Source organism: Streptomyces sp. NPDC002520 (assembly GCF_053595235.1).
Genome location: NZ_JBSFXG010000005.1, coordinates 143,741 through 160,971, shown reverse-complemented (window position 1 = coordinate 160,971; position 17,231 = coordinate 143,741). Strand labels below are relative to the sequence as shown.

Annotated in this window: 17 protein-coding genes and 1 tRNA gene; 9 read left to right on the top strand and 9 right to left on the bottom strand. The window is 69.8% G+C overall.

What is annotated here, in order from left to right; translation table 11 throughout:
• Positions 1–182: 182 nt before the first annotated feature.
• Together ACWD5D_RS10700 and ACWD5D_RS10695 are read right to left on the bottom strand one after the other, a co-directional pair.
• Positions 183–256: transfer RNA gene (locus ACWD5D_RS10700), tRNA-Pro, on the bottom strand.
• A gap of 45 nt (positions 257–301) precedes the next feature.
• Entirely contained in the window at positions 302–1,732 is a 1,431-nt protein-coding gene (locus ACWD5D_RS10695; RefSeq protein WP_451372437.1) for an MFS transporter, read from the bottom strand.
• A gap of 290 nt (positions 1,733–2,022) precedes the next feature.
• Between ACWD5D_RS10695 and ACWD5D_RS10690 the strand changes: the two genes are divergently transcribed.
• Positions 2,023–2,601: a TetR/AcrR family transcriptional regulator gene (locus ACWD5D_RS10690; protein WP_451372436.1), complete on the top strand. Its 579-nt coding sequence runs from the start codon at positions 2,023–2,025 to the stop codon at positions 2,599–2,601.
• A gap of 51 nt (positions 2,602–2,652) precedes the next feature.
• Here ACWD5D_RS10690 and ACWD5D_RS10685 read toward each other — a convergent pair whose 3' ends face one another.
• Positions 2,653–3,180, bottom strand: a complete 528-nt coding sequence (locus tag ACWD5D_RS10685; protein ID WP_451372435.1) for a hypothetical protein — start codon at positions 3,178–3,180, stop codon at positions 2,653–2,655.
• 154 nt (positions 3,181–3,334) lie between these two features.
• Here ACWD5D_RS10685 and ACWD5D_RS10680 point away from each other — a divergent pair, with 154 nt between their 5' ends.
• From ACWD5D_RS10680 to ACWD5D_RS10670, 3 genes are all read left to right on the top strand, one after another.
• Positions 3,335–3,679 carry a cupin domain-containing protein gene (locus ACWD5D_RS10680; RefSeq protein ID WP_451372434.1) on the top strand — a complete coding sequence of 115 codons (345 nt, stop codon included), beginning with the start codon at positions 3,335–3,337 and terminating at the stop codon, positions 3,677–3,679.
• 156 nt (positions 3,680–3,835) lie between these two features.
• A complete protein-coding gene (locus ACWD5D_RS10675) occupies positions 3,836–4,999 on the top strand; it encodes a Gfo/Idh/MocA family protein (protein ID WP_451372433.1) in 1,164 nt (387 codons plus the stop codon).
• Between the two features lie 302 nt (positions 5,000–5,301).
• The gene (locus ACWD5D_RS10670; RefSeq protein WP_451372432.1) at positions 5,302–6,306 is read left to right on the top strand and encodes a Gfo/Idh/MocA family protein; all 1,005 of its coding nucleotides are present in this window, start codon (positions 5,302–5,304) and stop codon (positions 6,304–6,306) included.
• Between the two features lie 50 nt (positions 6,307–6,356).
• Here the strand turns inward: ACWD5D_RS10670 and ACWD5D_RS10665 are convergent, their stop codons facing one another.
• The 4 genes from ACWD5D_RS10665 to ACWD5D_RS10650 form a co-directional block, all read right to left on the bottom strand.
• On the bottom strand, positions 6,357–6,581 hold the full coding sequence (locus ACWD5D_RS10665) for a hypothetical protein (RefSeq protein WP_451372431.1): 225 nt from the start codon (positions 6,579–6,581) through the stop codon (positions 6,357–6,359).
• A 166-nt stretch (positions 6,582–6,747) separates the two neighbouring features.
• Positions 6,748–7,659 (bottom strand): ATP-binding cassette domain-containing protein, encoded by a 912-nt coding sequence (locus ACWD5D_RS10660; protein WP_451372430.1) that lies wholly within the window; start codon positions 7,657–7,659, stop codon positions 6,748–6,750.
• Between the two features lie 4 nt (positions 7,660–7,663).
• A complete protein-coding gene (locus ACWD5D_RS10655) occupies positions 7,664–8,734 on the bottom strand; it encodes an ABC transporter permease (RefSeq protein WP_451372429.1) in 1,071 nt (356 codons plus the stop codon).
• Positions 8,735–8,739: 5 nt separating this feature from the next.
• Entirely contained in the window at positions 8,740–9,759 is a 1,020-nt protein-coding gene (locus tag ACWD5D_RS10650; RefSeq protein ID WP_451372428.1) for a sugar ABC transporter substrate-binding protein, read from the bottom strand.
• 203 nt (positions 9,760–9,962) lie between these two features.
• Between ACWD5D_RS10650 and ACWD5D_RS10645 the strand changes: the two genes are divergently transcribed.
• The 5 genes from ACWD5D_RS10645 to ACWD5D_RS10625 all read left to right on the top strand — a co-directional run bounded on the left by ACWD5D_RS10645 (position 9,963) and on the right by ACWD5D_RS10625 (position 15,833).
• The gene (locus tag ACWD5D_RS10645; RefSeq protein WP_451372552.1) at positions 9,963–10,748 is read left to right on the top strand and encodes a GntR family transcriptional regulator; all 786 of its coding nucleotides are present in this window, start codon (positions 9,963–9,965) and stop codon (positions 10,746–10,748) included.
• A gap of 269 nt (positions 10,749–11,017) precedes the next feature.
• The gene (locus ACWD5D_RS10640; protein WP_451372427.1) at positions 11,018–12,331 is read left to right on the top strand and encodes an ABC transporter substrate-binding protein; all 1,314 of its coding nucleotides are present in this window, start codon (positions 11,018–11,020) and stop codon (positions 12,329–12,331) included.
• An 8-nt stretch (positions 12,332–12,339) separates the two neighbouring features.
• Positions 12,340–13,320, top strand: coding sequence for a carbohydrate ABC transporter permease (locus ACWD5D_RS10635; RefSeq protein WP_451372551.1), 981 nt, complete (start codon positions 12,340–12,342; stop codon positions 13,318–13,320).
• Positions 13,317–14,210 carry a carbohydrate ABC transporter permease gene (locus ACWD5D_RS10630; RefSeq protein ID WP_451372426.1) on the top strand — a complete coding sequence of 298 codons (894 nt, stop codon included), beginning with the start codon at positions 13,317–13,319 and terminating at the stop codon, positions 14,208–14,210. Before ACWD5D_RS10635 ends, ACWD5D_RS10630 begins: the two co-directional genes overlap by 4 nt.
• Before the next feature lie 204 nt (positions 14,211–14,414).
• Positions 14,415–15,833, top strand: coding sequence for an amino acid permease (locus ACWD5D_RS10625; protein WP_451372425.1), 1,419 nt, complete (start codon positions 14,415–14,417; stop codon positions 15,831–15,833).
• A gap of 68 nt (positions 15,834–15,901) precedes the next feature.
• On the opposite strand, the gene ACWD5D_RS10620 is transcribed toward ACWD5D_RS10625, so the two are convergent.
• On the bottom strand, positions 15,902–16,936 hold the full coding sequence (locus tag ACWD5D_RS10620) for an alpha/beta fold hydrolase (protein WP_451372424.1): 1,035 nt from the start codon (positions 16,934–16,936) through the stop codon (positions 15,902–15,904).
• 73 nt (positions 16,937–17,009) lie between these two features.
• Complete coding sequence (locus ACWD5D_RS10615; protein WP_451372550.1) at positions 17,010–17,198, bottom strand: hypothetical protein; 189 nt, start codon at positions 17,196–17,198, stop codon at positions 17,010–17,012.
• Between the last annotated feature and the right edge of the window lie 33 nt (positions 17,199–17,231).

The window sequence follows — 17,231 nt, the reverse complement described above, 5'->3', positions numbered from 1 at the left end:
AACCGGTGGGCGCGGGGCAGAGCGGCGGCGAGATCATGACGCCGTTGCGGCTGGGCACACCCGGCTCTGGCGTGAGTTCAGGTTCAGCGGCTGGGGGAAGGACCTCAACCGGTCCCCGAGAATGACCGGAGGGCCGTTTCAGATTCCCTCTGAAACGGCCCCTGACCTGCGACTTCGTAAAGTCGGGACGACAGGATTTGAACCTGCGACCCCTTGACCCCCAGTCAAGTGCGCTACCAAGCTGCGCCACGTCCCGTTGCGGTCTCACGCGGGATGTTCCGTGTGATCACGCAGGTCAACCCTACCGCACTCGCGCGGGCACGGACGCCGCCCGGTCCGCGGCGGCGCCCACGACGCGTCCGGTGGCGCGGCCGGCCGGAACGAGGAGGGCGGCGCCGGCGGCGGCCAGGCACAGGAGGGCGAGCAGGGCCCAGCCGTGGGTGTAGCCGGAGGCGTAGGGCAGGCCGGAGGGCTGGAGCCGGCCGGTGACGAGGACGCTGGTGAGCGCGGCGCCGATGGAGCCGCCGATGGTGCGGATGTTGGCGTTCATGCCGGTCGCCGCACCGGTCTGCTCGGGCGGGACACTGCCCACGATCAGGTTGGCCATCGAGGCGAAGGCCAGTCCGATACCGAGGCCGAACAGGCCCGCGACGACGGCGATCTGCCACTGTTCGTCGTGCCAGAGCGTCAGGAACCCGCAGGCGAGCGCACCGAGCGCGGCGCCCGTGGTGAGCAACGGCTTGGCGCCGAGGCGGGGTTCCAGGCGGCCGGAGACGACGCCGGAGAGGAACATCGCGAGCAGCATCGGCAGCATGAGCAGTCCGGACCCGGTGACGCTCGCACCGAAGCCGTACCCGGCGGCGGACGGCGTCTGGACGTAACCCGGCAGGAAGGACCAGATCGCGTACATGCCCGCACCGAAGAGGAAGGCGGCCAGGTTGGTGGTCCAGACGGCGGGCAGCCGCATCACACGCAGGTCGATCAGCGGGCTTCGGGAGCGTGCCTCGGTGGCGAGCCAGACCGCGAACAGCACCGCGGCGGCGGTGAACAGGCCGAGCACCTTCGCCGAGCCCCAACCCCACTGTCCGGCCTGGCTCAGCGGGAGCAGCAGGGCCACCAGCCAGGCGGACAGCAGTCCGGCGCCGAGCCAACTGACCTGCCCCTGGGCGCGTTTGGGTGACTCGGGGACGTAGCGCGCGGCAATCAGGACGGTCGCGGCGACGACGGCCACCGGGATCCAGAACAGCCAGCGGTAGCCGAGCGCGGAGACGACGGGGCCGGCGGCCACCATGCCGACACCGCCGCCCGCGGCGATCACGGCGGACAGGTTGCTGATGCTGCCGCCGACCTCGGACGCGTCGAACTCGTCCCGGATGATGCCGAAGGAGAGCGGGAAGAGGGCACCGCCGACACCCTGGACGACCCGGGCGACGATCAGGACGCCGATGTCCGGCGCGAGCGCGGCAATAAGACAGCCGGCGAGGACGGCCACCAGGACGGCGACGAGGGTGCGTTTCTTGCCGACGAGGTCGCCGACGCGACCGAGGATCGGGGTGAAGACCGAGGCGGACAGCAGGTACGCCGTCATCACCCAGGTCGCGGTGGACTGCGAGGTGTGCAGTGCGTGCTGGACGGTCGGCAGGGCCGGCGCCACGAGCGACTGCAGCATGGAGAACACGCCGGCACCCGTCGCCAGGACGACGAAGGTGAGGCGGGTGGACTTACGGGGCATGAAGAAGCCTCTCCGAAATCCGAGCGCGGAGGATTGACTGTCGGGAAGACGTGGAGGGTCGGCTGCCCGGAGGCAGCATGGGGGGATCCGGGAGGGTGCGAGGGGTGCCGGAAGGAATCGGTCATCGGTCGGTGCGCCGACGCACGGTCCGTGCCTCGCTGGTGCGGAGGCCTGCGCCCGGACGCGTCCGCCCACGGCGAGGCCACCCCCACAGTGCTAAAGTGGAGGCACCCCTCCACTGTAGCGGAGGCACCCCTCCGGTTCAACTCGATTCCCTCCGGGAGGCAGCAGTGACGGCCACGCCGTACCCCGTCAGCGAGATCGTCGCGTCCCGCCGACCGCACCGTAAGGACGCCGCACGCAACTTCGACGCCCTGCTCGCGGCCGCCCGCGACGCTTTCGCGGAGCACGGCGCGGAAGCCTCCCTGGAGGACATCGCCCGGCGCGCGAGCGTCGGCATCGGCACCCTCTACCGGAACTTCCCGACCCGCCGCGACCTCTTCGAGACCGTCTACGCGGACGAGGTCAACGCGCTGTGCCGGGCCTCCGTGGAGGTCGCCGGCCTGGAGCCGTGGGAGGCGCTGACGACGTGGCTGGACCGGTTCGCCGGCTACCTGGTCACCAAGCGCGCGGTGCGCGAGGCCCTGAACGACGAGTCGGACATCTTCATGGCCTGCCGCTCCTCGATGTACGCGGCCGGCGGCCCCCTCCTGGAGCGGGCCCAGGAGGCGGGCGTGGCCCGCAAGGACATGGACTTCGGCGATCTGCTGCGGATGGTCGCGGGCATCACGGCGACGACCTTCGACGACGACACCCAGCGCGACCGGGTCCTCGCGATCGCTCTGGACGGGGTGCGCACCACGCGCTGAGCCCCCGCCCGGTGGCCCTGCCGGCACCGTGACCGGCAGGGCCACCGCCGCCTACTTGATGAGCGCGTTCGCCACCACGACGACCACCCCGAGCAGCGCGTCCACCGCGCCCACGAGGAGGGCGCCCGGCCAACTGCGCGCCGACCAGCGGGCGGTGACCAGCCCCAGGGCGAACAGGATCGCGATGTTCACGCCGAACACCGGGTACTGCACACTGTTCGGCGGCCACCACTTCCAGCCCGCGCCGGCGAGCAGGAAGACCGTGGGCAGGACGGCCATGACCAGCGGCCACTCGTCCCGGAGGCTGCGCAGCACGTCCCAGCGGCGGTGCGGAGCGCGCTCGGCGATGTAGTGGGCGTAGCCGTGGGCGAGGGCGGAGGCGAGTGCGGTGATCAGTACCCAGATGGCGTCGTAGCGGCGGCCGGCGGCGGAGGTGGTGCCGTATTTGCTGAGCGCGGCGACCAACGAGCTCGCGAGGACGGCGCCGTACACCCCGCCGAACAGCAGCGCCTCGCGCGTGTCGTGCTGCCGGTGCGGTTCGGCCGCGGCTGTGGCCGCGGCTGCCGTGGAGTCACCCATGCTCCTCACGATCACCCGCGCCCCGCGTTCGCGCCACCTCGGCGACCGCGCCGCCCGACGTGCCGTTCCGCCCGACGAAGTGTCCTCCCACCAGGCCCGATGCCGCACACACTGTCGACGGCCGGGCGGCGGACGCGCTCGCTAGGGTCGCCTCATGACGCACAGCTTCGCGCTCCACATCGCCGACGCCGACCTCGAACCCGAGCCTCTCGCCACGGAGCAGATCGTCTCCGGGAACCCGGAGGTGACCGGGAAGGTGGTCTGGGAGTCGGCGGACGGCCGGCAGATCCGCGGGATCTGGCAGATCACCCCGGGCGTGGTCACCGACACCGAGGCGGACGAGCTGTTCGTCGTGATCAGCGGGTCGGCGACGATCGAGGTCGAGGGCGGGTCGACGCTGCGGGTGGGGCCCGGCGACATGGCCGTGCTGCGCGCGGGCGACCGTACGACGTGGACGGTGCACGAGACGCTGCGCAAGGCGTACGCGATCAACCTCTGAGGCCTTGACAGGGCCGCACGGCGCCGGTGGCCGCGGCCCGTCCGCCGGTTCGGACGGGGGTCCGCGAGGGGCGCGTCGGCCCGTTCGTTGACGCGCGGCTCATGTCCGTACAAAGGTGGCCCGGACAGGATGTGGACCGTCCGTAGAGGGGCTGTCATGGTGGATGCGCTCGGTGTCGCCGTCGTCGGGTTCGGCTGGATGGGGCGGGTGCACACCCAGGCGTACGCCCGCGTCCGGCACCACTATCCGCAGCTCCCTCTGCGTCCCGAGCTGGTGACGGTCGCCGAGGAGGTGCCGGGGCGGGCCGAGGAGGCGGCGCAGCGGTTCGGGTTCGCCTCCGCCACCCGGGACTGGCGCGAGGTGGCCGCCGATCCGCGCGTCCGGGCCGTCAGCATCACGGCGCCGAACTTCCTGCACCGGGAGATCGGCGTGGCGATGGCCGAGGCGGGCAAGCACATCTGGATCGAGAAGCCGGTCGGCCTGACCGGGGAGGACGCCCGCGCGGTGGCCGACGCGGTCGCCGAGGCAGGTGTCCAGGGCGCGGTCGGCTTCAACTACCGGGGCGCGCCCGCCGTGGAGAAGGCCCGCGACCTGATCGCCTCCGGCGGGATCGGCACGGTCACGCATGCGCGCATCCGCCTGTTCAGCGACTACGCCGCCCACCCGGACGCCGCCCTGACCTGGCGCTACGAGCGGGAGCGCGGCGGCAGCGGGGTGCTCGGGGACCTCGCCTCGCACGGCGCCGACCTGGCCCGTTTCCTGCTGGGAGACATCACGTCGCTGGCCGCCGACACCGCGATCTTCCTGCCGGAGCGGGCCCGCCCGGCGGGCGCCACCGCCGGTCACGCCCTCGCCGTCGGCGGCGAGCCCGGCCCGGTCGAGAACGAGGACTACGTCAACTGCCTGCTCCGCTTCGCCTCCGGCGCCCGGGGCGTCCTGGAGGCCTGCCGGGTCTCGGTGGGCGAGCAGAACAACTACGGCTTCGAGGTGCACGGCACCAGGGGCGCGGTGTTCTGGGACTTCCGCAGGATGAACGAGCTGGCGGTCAGCCGCGGCACGACCTACCAGGACCAGCCGGTGAGCACGGTGTACGTCGGTCCGGGCGACGGCGAGTTCGCCGCGTTCCAGCCGGGCGCGGCCAACGCGATGGGCTACGACGACCTGAAGGTCGTCGAGGCCTGGCGTTTCCTGCGCTCGATCGCCGAGGGCAGGGCGTACGGCGCCACGCTCGCGGACGCGGTGCGCAGTGCCGCGGCACTGGACGCCATGGCGGAGTCGGCCGGGCGCCGGGCGTGGGTCAGCCTGCCGGTGCGCGCCTGACGTGCGATCCCCTGGACGGCTCGCCGTTGGCTCTTCGAGGTGTTCGTACTGACAAGAACTGACGAGAACTGACGAGAACTGACGAGAACTGACGAGAATGAAAAGGCCGTGCGGCGCGTGTGGTCACCGGGTCGGTGACCGACCAGGACCAGAAGGTCCTGGGCGGCCTGGACCGAACCACGCCGGGCCCACTCGGGACCGAGACCGAAGGATGACCGGGAGCGAGCCCGAAGGACGACCGGGGCCGGGGCCAGGACCCGGCGACGCACCGCACCCACCACCCACAGGAAGCAGCGAAGCACATGCGCATCGGAATCCTCGGCCTCGGCCGCATCGGCGCCTTCCACGCCGAGACCCTCTCCGGGCTCGACGCCGTCGAGTCCCTCGTCGTCACCGACCCGTTCGCGGACGCGGCCAAGGCCGCCGCCGAGCGCTTCGGGGCCGAGGTCGCCGACTCGCCGGAGGCGCTGCTGGCCGCCGGCGTGGACGGCATCGTCGTGGCGGCCGCGACCGACGCCCACCCCGCCCTGATCCTGGCCGGGGTGGAGGCGGGTGTCCCCGTCTTCTGCGAGAAACCGGTCGCCCGCACGATGGCGGAGGGTGTCGACGTCCTCGAGGCCGTCCGGGACAGCGAGGTGCCGATCCAGATCGGCTACAACCGGCGCTTCGACGCGGGCTTCGGCGCGGCGCGGGCCGCGGTCCGGGCCGGTGAGCTGGGCAGACTGCACACCGTCCGCTCGACCACGCTGGACCCCGCGCCGCCGCCCGCCGCCTACGTCGCGGCCTCGGGCGGCATCTTCCGCGACTGCTCCGTGCACGACTTCGACATCATCCGCTGGGTGACCGGCCGCGAGGTCACCGAGGTGTACGCCGTGGGTGGCAACCGGGGTGCCGAGTACATCAAGGAGGCGGGCGACGCCGACACCACCGGCGTGATCCTCACCCTGGACGACGAAACGATCGCGGTGGTCTCCAACTCCCGCCACAACGCCCGCGGTTACGACGTCCGCATGGAGCTCCACGGCTTCAAGGACTCCATCGCGGTCGGCCTGGACGAGAAGCTCCCGCTGCGCTCCGTCGAACGCGGCGTGGCCTTCCCTTCGGGCACCCCGCACGACTTCTTCATGGACCGCTTCGCCGACGCCTACCGCGCCGAACTCACCGCCTTCACCGAGGTCGTGGCCGGATCCCGCCCCTCCCCCTGCACCGTCGGGGACGCGCTGGAGGCGGGCTGGGTCGCCGAGGCCTGCACCCTGTCCCTGCACGAGCACCGGCCGGTGACGATCGCCGAGGTCCGGGGCGCCTGACCTGCCCGCCGACCCGGGTCGGCCCCGCCGCCGCCCCGGGTCGGCGCGGTTCAGAGGCAGTAACGCACCAGCCACTCGTCCGCGTTGTAGTCGACCCGCGCCGGGTCGGGCACGGTCGCCGGGCTGGTCTCCACCATGTCCTCGGGACGTATCCGCTCGGGCAGGTGGCTGAAGCGGCTCCGGCCCGGGGCGTCGGCCACCTCGGCGACCACCTCGGCGAAATCCTCGGCGGCCGGCGCCGCGGACGTGTCGCGGCGTTCCGTACGGTCTGCCATGTCGTCCTCCGTTCCCACCGTCCTCGCGGACGTTCCCCCGTCATCGGTCACAACGCCCGGACACCCCCCGCTGGTTCCCGCCCCGGCCCCCGGCCCCCACCTCGTCCACCGGCCGCGAGCGGGGCGGGGCCGGCCACGTCAGCCCGTCTCCTCGGGGGCGGCCACGTCAGCCCGTCTCCTCGGGGGCGGCCGCCACCGGTGCGGTCAGGTCCTCCTTCTCGGGGAGCTCCTCGACGTCGACTCCGCGCACCTGCGCCAACTCGTGCTTGAGAGCCGCGAGTTCGGCGCCGCCGGCCATGTGGTTGGTCAGCTCCTCCAGGCCGACCTCGCTGCGGTCGGCACTGAGTTCGAGGGTGCCGAGGCGCAGCACGCTGAAGTGGTCGCCGACCATGTAGGCGTGGTGCGGGTTGTGGGTGATGAAGATGACGCCGAGGCCGCGGTCGCGGGCGGCGGCGATGTACTTCAGCACGACACCGGACTGCTTGACACCGAGCGCGGCGGTCGGCTCGTCGAGGATCAGCACACGGGCGCCGAAGTAGACGGCGCGCGCGATCGCCACGCACTGGCGCTGGCCGCCGGAGAGCGTGCCGACGGGCTGCTCCAGGTCGTCCAGGACGATGCCCATGTTGCGCAGTTCCCGGTCGGCGGTCGCCTTCATGCGGGCGATGTCCAGGCGGCGGACCGGCCAGGGGCCCTTGGTCATCTCGGAGCCGAGGAAGAAGTTCCGCCACACGGGCATGAGCGGGACGGTGGCGAGGTCCTGGTAGACGGTGGCGATGCCCTTGTCGAGGGCCTCGCGCGGGGTGCTGAAGCGCACCGGGGTGCCGTCGACGAGGAAGTCGCCCTCGGTGTGCTGGTGCAGCCCGGAGACGATCTTGATGAGGGTGGACTTGCCGGCGCCGTTGTCACCGAGGACGCAGGTGACACGGCCCGCGTGGACCGCGAGGTCGACGCCGTGCAGGGCGCGGATGTTGCCGTAGGACTTGCCGGCGCCGCGCAGTTCGACGAGCGGGGCGTCCTGGGTGGGCGCCGGGTCCTTGAGGACGGTGCCGTGGCTTCCGGTTCCGTTGTCGGTCATCGGGTCACCTCCGGGTCGCCGTGCGCTGGACCCACAGATTGATCAGGACGGCGCCGAGCAGCATCACGCCGAGGAAGGCCTTGAACCAGTCGGGGTTCCAGCCCGCGAAGACGATGCCCTGGTTGACCATGCCGAACATGAACGCGCCGAAGACGGGGCCGATCGCGGAGCCGTAGCCGCCGGTGAGCAGGCAGCCGCCGATGACCGCGGCGGCGATGTAGATCAGCTCCTGGCCGACGCCCTCGCCGGACTGCACGCTGTTGAAGGAGAACAGGTTGTGCATGCCGACGAACCACGCGCCGAAGCCGACCAGCATGAACAGCGTGATCTTGGTGAAGTTCACCGGCACACCGACGGCGCGGGCGCTCTCCTTGTCGCCGCCGACGGCGAAGATCCAGTTGCCGTACTTGGTGCGCAGCAGCACCCAGGTGGCCAGGGCCGCGAAGGCGAGCCAGTAGAAGATCGTGATCTTCACCTCGACGCCGCCGATGTCGACGGAGGACGCGAAGATCCTCTTGGCCTGGCCGAAGCCGTCCATGTCACTGATGTCGTCCGTGGCGACGTTCCCGGTGACCAGCTTGGTGACGGCGAGGTTGACGCCCTGCAGGATCAGGAAGGTGCCAAGGGTGACCAGGAAGCTGGGCAAACCCGTTCTGACGACCATCCAGCCGTTGAGGGCGCCGATGGCCAGCGAGACGACGAGGGCGACGATCACGCCGGTCCACACGTTCGCGGTCAGCTGGTAGCTGAGCATGCTCGCGGTGAGCGCGGAGGTGATCACGGCGACGCCGGAGGACAGGTCGAACTCTCCGCCGATCATCAGCAGGGCGACCGGGAGGGCCATGATGCCGATGGTCGAGGACTGGTAGAAGACCGTGGCCATCGAGCTGCCCTGGCGGACCGAGGGCGCCGCTATCAGGAAGAAGACCAGGACGGCCACGGCACCCAGGAAGACGCCCACTTCGGGCCGGGCGAGCAGGCGCAGCGCCAGAGGGCGCCGTCTGGTGCGGCCGTCCTCGCCCTCGGGGCCCGACGCCTGCGGCCTCCCGACCGCCGGCTCGGCTTGTCGGGCCATGCTCGTCACCGGGTGCCCTTCTCGGCGAACTGCGCGACCCGGTCGACGTTGGACTTGTCGACGAAGGCCGGGCCGGTCAGGACCGGCTGCTCGCCGCCACCGCTGTAGTTGCCGTTGTTCTTGTACAGCCACAGCGAGTCGATCGCCAGGTAGCCCTGCAGGTAGGGCTGCTGGTCCACCGCGAACTGGATGGTGCCCTTCTTGATGGCGCCGCTGAGCTGCTTGTTCAGGTCGAAGGTGGCGACCCTGGCCTTGCTGCCCGCGTCGCCCACCGACTGCGCCGCGGTCAGCGCGAACGGGGCGCCGAGGGTGACCACGTAGTCGATGGAGCTGTCCTGCTTCAGCTTGGCCGTGATCGTCGACTTCACGGACGGCATGTCGGCGCCGTTCACGTACAGCGTCTCGGTCGTGCCGGAGAACGTCTTCTTCACACCGTCGCAGCGCTGAGTGAGGCCGACGTTGCCCTGTTCCTGGATCACGCAGACGGCCTTCTTGGCGCCGACCTCGTTCAGCTTCTTGCCGAACGCCTCGCCCGCCACCGTCTCGTCCTGCCCGAAGAACTCCAGCAGGCCGAGCTTCTTCCAGTCACTGACGCCGGAGTTCAGGCCGACCACCGGGATCTTCGCCGCGCCGGCCTTGGCGACCACGTCCTTCATGGCGTCGGGCTTGGCCAGGGTGACCGCGATGCCGTCGACCTTCTGATCGATCGCGTTCTGCACATAGTTGGCCTGGGCGCCGGCGTTCGGATCGGCGGAGTAGATCAGCTTGACGTTGTCCTTGGCGGCTGCGGCCTCGGCGCCCTTGCGGACGATGTCCCAGAACGTGTCGCCTGGCGACTGGTGGGTGACCAGGGCGACCGTCATCCGGGGGGTGTCGGCCTTGCCGGCCGAGGCACCCGACCCCGTCTCTTCGGCCTTCTTCCCTCCGGAGCTGCTGGAGCAGCCGGCGAGGGCGAGGGCCGCCGCGGCGGCCACGGCGACGACGAGGGCCGGCGTGCGGGAGCGGGAGCGAGAAGAGCGGTCCATCTTTCCTGCACCTCACTGTGGTACGGCGAAAGGGGCGCTGTGCATGGGGCAGTACGTTGGGACGGGATCAAAGCCCTTGTCGAGCCTGAAGTCAATATTTTGTTAAGACATCATTTCACAAACAGGTCAGAATGTAAGTACAAAGCATTGACAGCACCGACTGCCCACGCCTACACCTGAGAAGCATGAGCCACTCCTACCCCGTGGCGAGGACCGGTGATCCCGCCCGTCCTGTGACCGTCTCCATGGTCGACTCCCTTGACTTCACCCTCGATCGCACGAGCCCGGTGCCGCTCTACCACCAGCTGGCCCAGCAGTTGGAGGCGGCCATCGAGCGCGGGGCCCTCGCCCCGGGCAACCTCCTGGGCAACGAGATCGACCTGTCCGTGCGCCTCGGCCTGTCCCGGCCCACCGTCCGCCAGGCGATCCAGTCCCTGGTCGACAAGGGGCTGTTGGTGCGCCGCCGCGGCGTCGGGACACAGGTGGTGCACACCAGGGTCAGACGCCCCCTGGAGCTGAGCAGCCTCTACGACGACCTGGAGGCGGCCGGACAGAACCCGACCACCCGGGTGCTGCGCAACGAACGCGTCCCCGCGACCGCGGAGGTGGCCGCCGCCCTGACTCTTCCCGAAGGCGCCGACGTCACCGTGCTGGAGCGGCTGCGCGGCACGCACGGCCGGCCGGTGGCGTTCCTCTGCAACTACCTGCCCGCGTCACTGCTCCAACTCGACACCGGGCGGCTGGAGTCGACGGGGCTGTACCGGATGTTGCGCTCGGCGGGCATCACCTTGCACAGCGCCCACCAGACCGTCGGCGCCCGCAGCGCCGGCGCCGAGGAGGCGGCCCTGCTGGACGAGAAGGAGGGGGCGGCACTGCTCACCATGCGGCGCACGGCGTACGACGACACCGGCCGGCCGGTCGAGTACGGCAGCCACGTCTACCGGGCGTCGCAGTACTCCTTCGACTTCCAACTGCTGGTCAGGCCCTGAATCGGAACCGCCCGCGTTCACACAGCCTCCCGGCCGCCCCCGGCGCGGCGGGCCGCTCGCCCCGTCCCGCGCCGAATGCGCAGGTAACGATTGGGATTACGTTTCGGGCAAGAGACTCCCCAGTGCCCACCGAGCTATTGACGCCTGCGCGGACTTGGAGCTGTTATTACGGCCACGATGTTTGGTCGAGTTGGTTTCTGATCGGTTTCGTACACCTTCAGGAGTCGACTCAATCCCTTGACCGAACCCTGTATGCCTCAGGAGCCGCCATGCGCCACTCGTCGTCCGGTCTCTCCGTCCCAGGTCCCAGCCGTCGCTCGCTGCTGCGCGGAGCCGGTGGCGCGGCCGTCCTCGCCGGCGCCGGCATACCCCTGCTGAGCGCCTGCGGCGGCAGCGGTTCGGGGTCCGACCCGAAGACCGTCACCGTGGGTTCCAACGCGTCGGACGCGGTGCCCAAGAAGGCGTTCACGGAGGTCTACGCGGCCTTCAAGAAGCAGTCGGGCATCACGGTGAACGTGAACACGAAGGACCACAACACCTTCCAGGAGCAGATCAACTCCTACCTCCAGGGCACGCCGGACGACGTGTTCAACTGGTTCGCGGGCTTCCGCATGCAGTTCTTCGCCGCCAAGAAGCTCGCCGCGCCGATCGACGACGTGTGGCAGAAGATCGGGGGCAACTTCCCCGAGGCGATGAAGAAGCTCAGCAAGGGCGAGGACGGCAAGTACTACTTCCTGCCGATGACTTCGTACCCCTGGGCTGTCTTCTACCGCAAGAGCGTCTTCCAGCAGCACGGCTACCAGGTCCCCACCACCTGGGACCAGTTGATGGCCCTGTGCAAGCAGATGAAGAAGGACGGACTGGTCCCGATCGCCTTCGGCGACAAGGACGCGTGGCCGGCGATGGGCACCTTCGACCAGATCAACTTCCGCCTCAACGGCTACGACTTCCACGTCCAGCTGATGGCGGGCAAGGCGTCCTGGACCGACGCCAAGGTCAAGGCCGTCTTCGACCACTGGACCGAGCTCCTCCCCTACCACCAGGAAGGCTCGATGGGCCGCACCTGGCAGGACGCCGCGCAGACGCTGGTGGCGAAGAAGGCCGGCATGTACCTCCTGGGCAGCTTCGTGGCCCAGCAGTTCACCGACAAGACCGATCTGGACGACCTCGACTTCTTCGCCTTCCCCGAGATCAACCCCGCCTACGGCCAGGACACCGTCGAGGCACCCACCGACGGCTTCATGGTCAGCAAGGCGCCCAAGAACCACGACGGCGTGGTCAAGCTGCTGGAGTACCTGGGCACTCCGGCGGCCGAGGAGCTCTACCTCAAGACGGACTCGAGCGTGGTGGCCGCCTCCGACAAGGCCGACACCTCCGCGTACTCGCCGCTGCAGAAGAAGGCGTTCGAGATGATCGGCAGCGCCAAGACCCTCACCCAGTTCATGGACCGCGACAGCCGGCCGGACTTCACCTCCACGGTGATGCAGCCGAGCCTGCAGAAGTTCATCCAGAACCCCAAGGGCGTGGACGGTCTGCTCTCGTCGATCGAGCGCCAGAAGAAGACGATCTTCGCGTCCCAGTGAGCGGCATGATGACCACCGACACGACCGCCGAGGTCCCGGAGATGGCCACCCCGCCGTCTCCGGGTGCCTCGTCCGACAGCAAGCGGGCCACGCGGGGCCACCAGCGCCTGCTGACCCGCCGCGACCGGTTGACGCTCGCCGTGATGGCGGGCGTGCCCACGATCCTGCACGTGGCCCTGGTCTGGGTCACCGCCCTCGCCTCCATCGCGCTCGCCTTCACCACCTGGGACGGCATCGGGTTCGACTCGATCAAGTGGGTGGGCCTCGACAACTTCAGGCAACTCTTCAACGACAACCCGCAGTTCTGGCCGGCCGTCCAGCACAACGTCATCTGGTTCGTGGTGCTGATCCTGATCCCGACGCCCTTCGGCCTGTTCCTCGCGGTGCAGCTGGACAAGCGGATCCGCTTCAGCCGGGTGTACCAGACCGCGTTCTTCCTGCCCGTCGTCATCTCGATGGCGTGCATCGGTTTCGTCTGGCAGCTCGTCTACAACCCGGACACGGGCCTGATCAACAGCATCATCGGCGCCAACAGACCCGGGCACTACATCGACTGGATCGGCGACCCGCACCTCAACCTGTGGGCGATCCTCGTCGCCGCGTCCTGGCGGCACACCGGCTACATGATGATCCTGTACCTGGCCGGCCTGAAGAGCGTCGACCCCTCGCTCAGGGAGGCGTCCGCGCTGGACGGCGCCAACGAGTGGCAGACGTTCAAGAACGTCATCTTCCCGACCCTGCGCCCGACCAACACGATCGTCCTCGTCGTCACCATCATCGAGGCACTGCGCTGCTTCGACCTGGTCTTCGTCTTCAACAAGGGTGCCCAGGGCACGGAGTTGCTGTCGATCCTGGTGACCAACAACATCATCGGCGAGTCCAGCCGCATCGGTTACGGATCCGCCATCGCCGTCGTCCTGCTCGTCATCTCCCTCGCGGTGATCATCCCGTACCTGGTGGCCACCTTCCGGAAGGAGCGCCGTTCGTGAGCGCCTCGACCGTGACCGCTCCGCCGAAGCGGCGAGCCCCGGTCCGCCCGGCCCGGATCCTGCTGCACGTGTTCCTCGCCGGCACCGCCCTCGCCTGGCTGGCGCCGCTGCTGTGGGCCGTCTTCTCGGCCCTGCGCCCGTACAGCGAGACCAGCGCCAAGGGCTACGTCTCCTGGCCGGACACGCTGAACTTCGACAACTTCACGAACGCGTTCCAGCAGTCGGACATGCTGCACTACTTCGGCAACACGCTGATCATCGCCGTACCGGCCGTGCTGCTGACGCTGTTCCTGTCCTCCTGCGTCGCCTTCTACGTGGCACGCTTCGACTTCCGTCTCAACCTGGCGCTGCTGCTGGTGTTCACGGCGGGCAACCTGCTCCCCCAACAGGTCATCATCACCCCGCTGTACCGGCTGTACCTGCTGACGAACCTGCCCGGCGTCACGGCGAGCGGCAAGCTGTACGACTCCGCGCTCGGGCTCGTGCTGATCCACGTGGCGTTCCAGTCCGGGTTCTGCGCTTTCGTGCTGAGCAACTACATGCGCTCGCTGCCGCACGAGCTGACCGAGGCCGCGCTGGTCGACGGCGCCTCGGCGTGGCGGCTGTACTGGCAGATCACCCTGCCGCTGTGCAAGCCGGCGATGGCGGCCCTGGCGACCCTGCTGTCGATCTGGATCTACAACGACTTCTTCTGGGCCCTCGTGCTGATCTCCACCGGCGAGAACATGCCGATCACCTCGGCTCTGAACAACCTCACCGGCCAGTACTTCACCGACCCCAACCTGGTGGCCGCGGGCGCGTTGCTCACCGCCATCCCGACGCTGATCGTGTACTTCGCGCTCCAGCGCCAGTTCGTCAGCGGCCTCACCCTCGGCTCGAACAAGGGGTGAGGCCGCCGGGAGGAGAGGTGGGGCAACCTCGGCACAGACCGCAATATCTCCCGGCAGGGCGGCCGGGACGGAGGGTTTCTTGCGTGATCAGACGCCCTTCACGAGACAAGAAACGGTGATTTGGAGCCCGGTCGGGGCATCCCCGACCATGGGCTCGCCCCGGCGATCCCGGGAACACCAGTTCTATGAGAGGTACCCCCACCCATGCACGTCACCGGAACCGCCGCCCCCAAGTCGGCTCCGGCACCCTCGCCCACCCCCGAGATCTCCGGCGAGGACTCCCACGGCAACGACGGCAGGCACGCCCGCCGCTTCGGACTGCCCGTCGCGACCGCCCTGGTCATGGGCAACATCATCGGCGGCGGCATCTTCCTGCTCCCGGCCTCCGTCGCCCCCTTCGGCACGGTCAGCCTGGTCGCCTTCGTGGTCCTGACCGTGGGCGCCATCGCGCTCGCGCTGGTCTTCGGCCGGCTCGCCGAGCGCACCCCGCTCACCGGCGGCCCCTACGTCTACGCCCGCGAGGCCTTCGGCGACTTCGCCGGCTTCCTCACCGCATGGGCGTACTGGATCACCAGCTGGGTGTCCAACGCGGCCCTCGCCGTGACCGCCGTCGGCTACCTCGACGTGCTGATCCCGGTGAACGGCAACCGCTGGACCGCGTGCCTGGCCGCGCTCGTCATCCAGTGGCTGCCCGCGCTCGCCAACTTCGCCGGCACGCGGTACGTGGGCGCCGTCCAGCTCGTGGCCACCGTGCTGAAGTTCGCGCCGCTGCTGCTCGTCGCCGTCGGCGGTCTGTTCTTCTTCGACCCGCACAACCTCGGCCCGTTCCACTCGGGCGGCGGCAGCACGATGGGCGCGGTGTCCGCCTCCGCGGCGATCCTGCTCTTCTCCTACCTCGGTGTGGAGTCCGCCTCGGTCAGCGCCGGCGAGGTCGAGAACCCCCGCCGCAACGTGGGCCGCGCCACGGTCATCGGCACGATCGGTGCGGCGCTCGTCTATCTGCTCGGCACGCTCTCGGTCTTCGGCACGGTCGCGCACAGCCGCCTGGTCACGTCCACCGCGCCGTTCTCCGACGCCGTGAACGCCATGTTCGGCGGGAGCTGGGGCGGCTGGGCCGTCGCGCTCGCCGCGCTCGTGTCGATCACCGGCTGCCTCAACGGCTGGACGCTGCTGAGCGCCCAGACTCCGTACGCGGCCGCCCAGGACGGCCTGTTCCCCGCCGCCTTCGCGCGCCGCCGGCGCGGTGTGCCGACCGTCGGTGTCCTCGTCACCGTCGTCCTCGCCTCGCTGCTCACCGTCTACAACTACGCGTCGGGCTCGGGCAGGGTCTTCGAGTCCCTGGTGCTCATCACGACCTTCACCGCGACCGTGCCCTACCTGCTGGCCGCCGCCGCGCAGATCTTCCATCTCGTCTCGGGGCAGCGCGAGAAGGTCGACCGGGCCCGGCTGGTGCGGGACTGCCTGATCGCCTCCGTCGCGGCCGGATTCTCGATGTGGCTGGTCGCCGGCTCCGGTTACGCGGCCGTGTACCAGGGGGTGCTGTTCCTCTTCGCCGGCGTGCTCGTCTTCGCGGTGATGACGGCACGCCGCACGGCTGCCGACCGGGCACGACCCGAAGCCTGATCGCGACCCGCAGGGCGTCGCCCGTGCCGGACGCCGTGGGGCCGGCCCGTGCCGGTCCCCCGCCGCTGTCAGAGGCGCTCGACGTCCACGACGGCCTGGGCGAACGCCGCCGGCGCCTCCTGCGGGACGTTGTGGCCGACACCGGCCAGGGTGCGGTGCTCGTACTCGCCCGTGAACATGGCGCGGTACGTGGAGCCGTCACCGGGGGGAGTGAAGGGGTCCAGCGCCGGGTCGATCGTGATCGTGGGCACGGCGATGGTGGGGGTCTTCGCCAGCGCGTCCTCGTAGCGGTCGTAACGGTGCTCGCCCTCGGCGAGGCTGAGCCGCCAGCGGTAGTTGTGGATGACGATCGTGGCGTAGTCCGGGTTGTCGAAGGCCGCCGCGGTGCGCGCGAAGGTGGCGTCGTCGAACTTCCAGGTCGGGGAGACGAGCCGCCAGACGAACCTGGTCAGGTCGTGGCGGAGCCTGGGGTTCTCCATGGCCTTCAGGCCGCGTGCGGTGGCGAAGTAGTACTGGTACCACCAGGTGTGCTCGGCCTCCGGGGCGATCGGCTCCAGCTGGGCCTTGCGGTTCGTGATCAGGTATCCGCTCACCGAGACCAGGGCCCTGACCCGCTCGGGCCACAGGGCCGCCATGATGTCACCGGTCCGCGAGCCCCAGTCGAAGCCGGCGATCAGGGCCTTCTCGATCCTCAGGGCGTCCATCAGCGCGATGATGTCCAGGGCGATCACCGACTGCTGGGCGTTGCGGAACGTGCGCGCGGACAGGAACCGCGTCGTGCCGTGACCGCGCAGGTAGGGGACGATCACGCGACAGCCCTCCGCCGCCAGGAGCGGCGCGACGTCGACATAGCTGTGGATGTCGTAGGGCCAGCCGTGCAGGCAGATGACCACCGGACCGTGGGCGGGCCCCAGCTCGGCGTAGCCGACGTCCAGCAGGCCGGCGTGCACCTGCTTGATCGTGGGGAACGAGGTGTGCGTGCCGGGGGCGGCGGTGGGGATGACGGGAGCCGCACTCGGTACACCCTGCATGCCGGTCACCGACACGGCGGCCGCTCCGGTGCCCAGGCCCATCGCCTTGTTGAAGGTGCGCCTCTTGATCATGTGGAACCTTTCGTGCGTCGACGAACTGATTCCTGCTGACAGCCCGGAGGAGTGTGCCGTCCCGCCCAGAGGGCTACAGGCCCAGATCCAGAGCGAGGCACGAGTAGTGGTTCCACGCTCCCTCGGGGTTGTACGTGTTCACACGGCTGTCCTGATCGGCATCCACCTCTTGGGTCATGTCCTCGAAGCGAATGCGCTCGGGGAGATTCCCGAAGCGCGCGTGCCGTACTGCCGCGGCTTCCGCCGCGACGTCCTTGTGCATGACCTTCTCCACTCCATCGATTGTGGATCACGT

Excerpts from the sequence above, each read along its gene's own strand:
- ACWD5D_RS10640 (WP_451372427.1), top strand. The coding sequence starts at position 11,018 with ATGCGCCACTCGTCGTCCGGTCTCTCCGTCCCAGGTCCCAGCCGTCGC.
- ACWD5D_RS10685 (WP_451372435.1), bottom strand. The coding sequence starts at position 3,180 with ATGGGTGACTCCACGGCAGCCGCGGCCACAGCCGCGGCCGAACCGCAC.
- ACWD5D_RS10665 (WP_451372431.1), bottom strand. The coding sequence starts at position 6,581 with ATGGCAGACCGTACGGAACGCCGCGACACGTCCGCGGCGCCGGCCGCC.
- ACWD5D_RS10680 (WP_451372434.1), top strand. The coding sequence starts at position 3,335 with ATGACGCACAGCTTCGCGCTCCACATCGCCGACGCCGACCTCGAACCC.
- ACWD5D_RS10660 (WP_451372430.1), bottom strand. The coding sequence starts at position 7,659 with ATGACCGACAACGGAACCGGAAGCCACGGCACCGTCCTCAAGGACCCG.
- ACWD5D_RS10615 (WP_451372550.1), bottom strand. The coding sequence starts at position 17,198 with ATGCACAAGGACGTCGCGGCGGAAGCCGCGGCAGTACGGCACGCGCGC.
- ACWD5D_RS10625 (WP_451372425.1), top strand. The coding sequence starts at position 14,415 with ATGCACGTCACCGGAACCGCCGCCCCCAAGTCGGCTCCGGCACCCTCG.
- ACWD5D_RS10635 (WP_451372551.1), top strand. The coding sequence starts at position 12,340 with ATGACCACCGACACGACCGCCGAGGTCCCGGAGATGGCCACCCCGCCG.
- ACWD5D_RS10650 (WP_451372428.1), bottom strand. The coding sequence starts at position 9,759 with ATGGACCGCTCTTCTCGCTCCCGCTCCCGCACGCCGGCCCTCGTCGTC.
- ACWD5D_RS10670 (WP_451372432.1), top strand. The coding sequence starts at position 5,302 with ATGCGCATCGGAATCCTCGGCCTCGGCCGCATCGGCGCCTTCCACGCC.
- ACWD5D_RS10620 (WP_451372424.1), bottom strand. The coding sequence starts at position 16,936 with ATGATCAAGAGGCGCACCTTCAACAAGGCGATGGGCCTGGGCACCGGA.
- ACWD5D_RS10695 (WP_451372437.1), bottom strand. The coding sequence starts at position 1,732 with ATGCCCCGTAAGTCCACCCGCCTCACCTTCGTCGTCCTGGCGACGGGT.
- ACWD5D_RS10655 (WP_451372429.1), bottom strand. The coding sequence starts at position 8,734 with ATGGCCCGACAAGCCGAGCCGGCGGTCGGGAGGCCGCAGGCGTCGGGC.
- ACWD5D_RS10675 (WP_451372433.1), top strand. The coding sequence starts at position 3,836 with ATGGTGGATGCGCTCGGTGTCGCCGTCGTCGGGTTCGGCTGGATGGGG.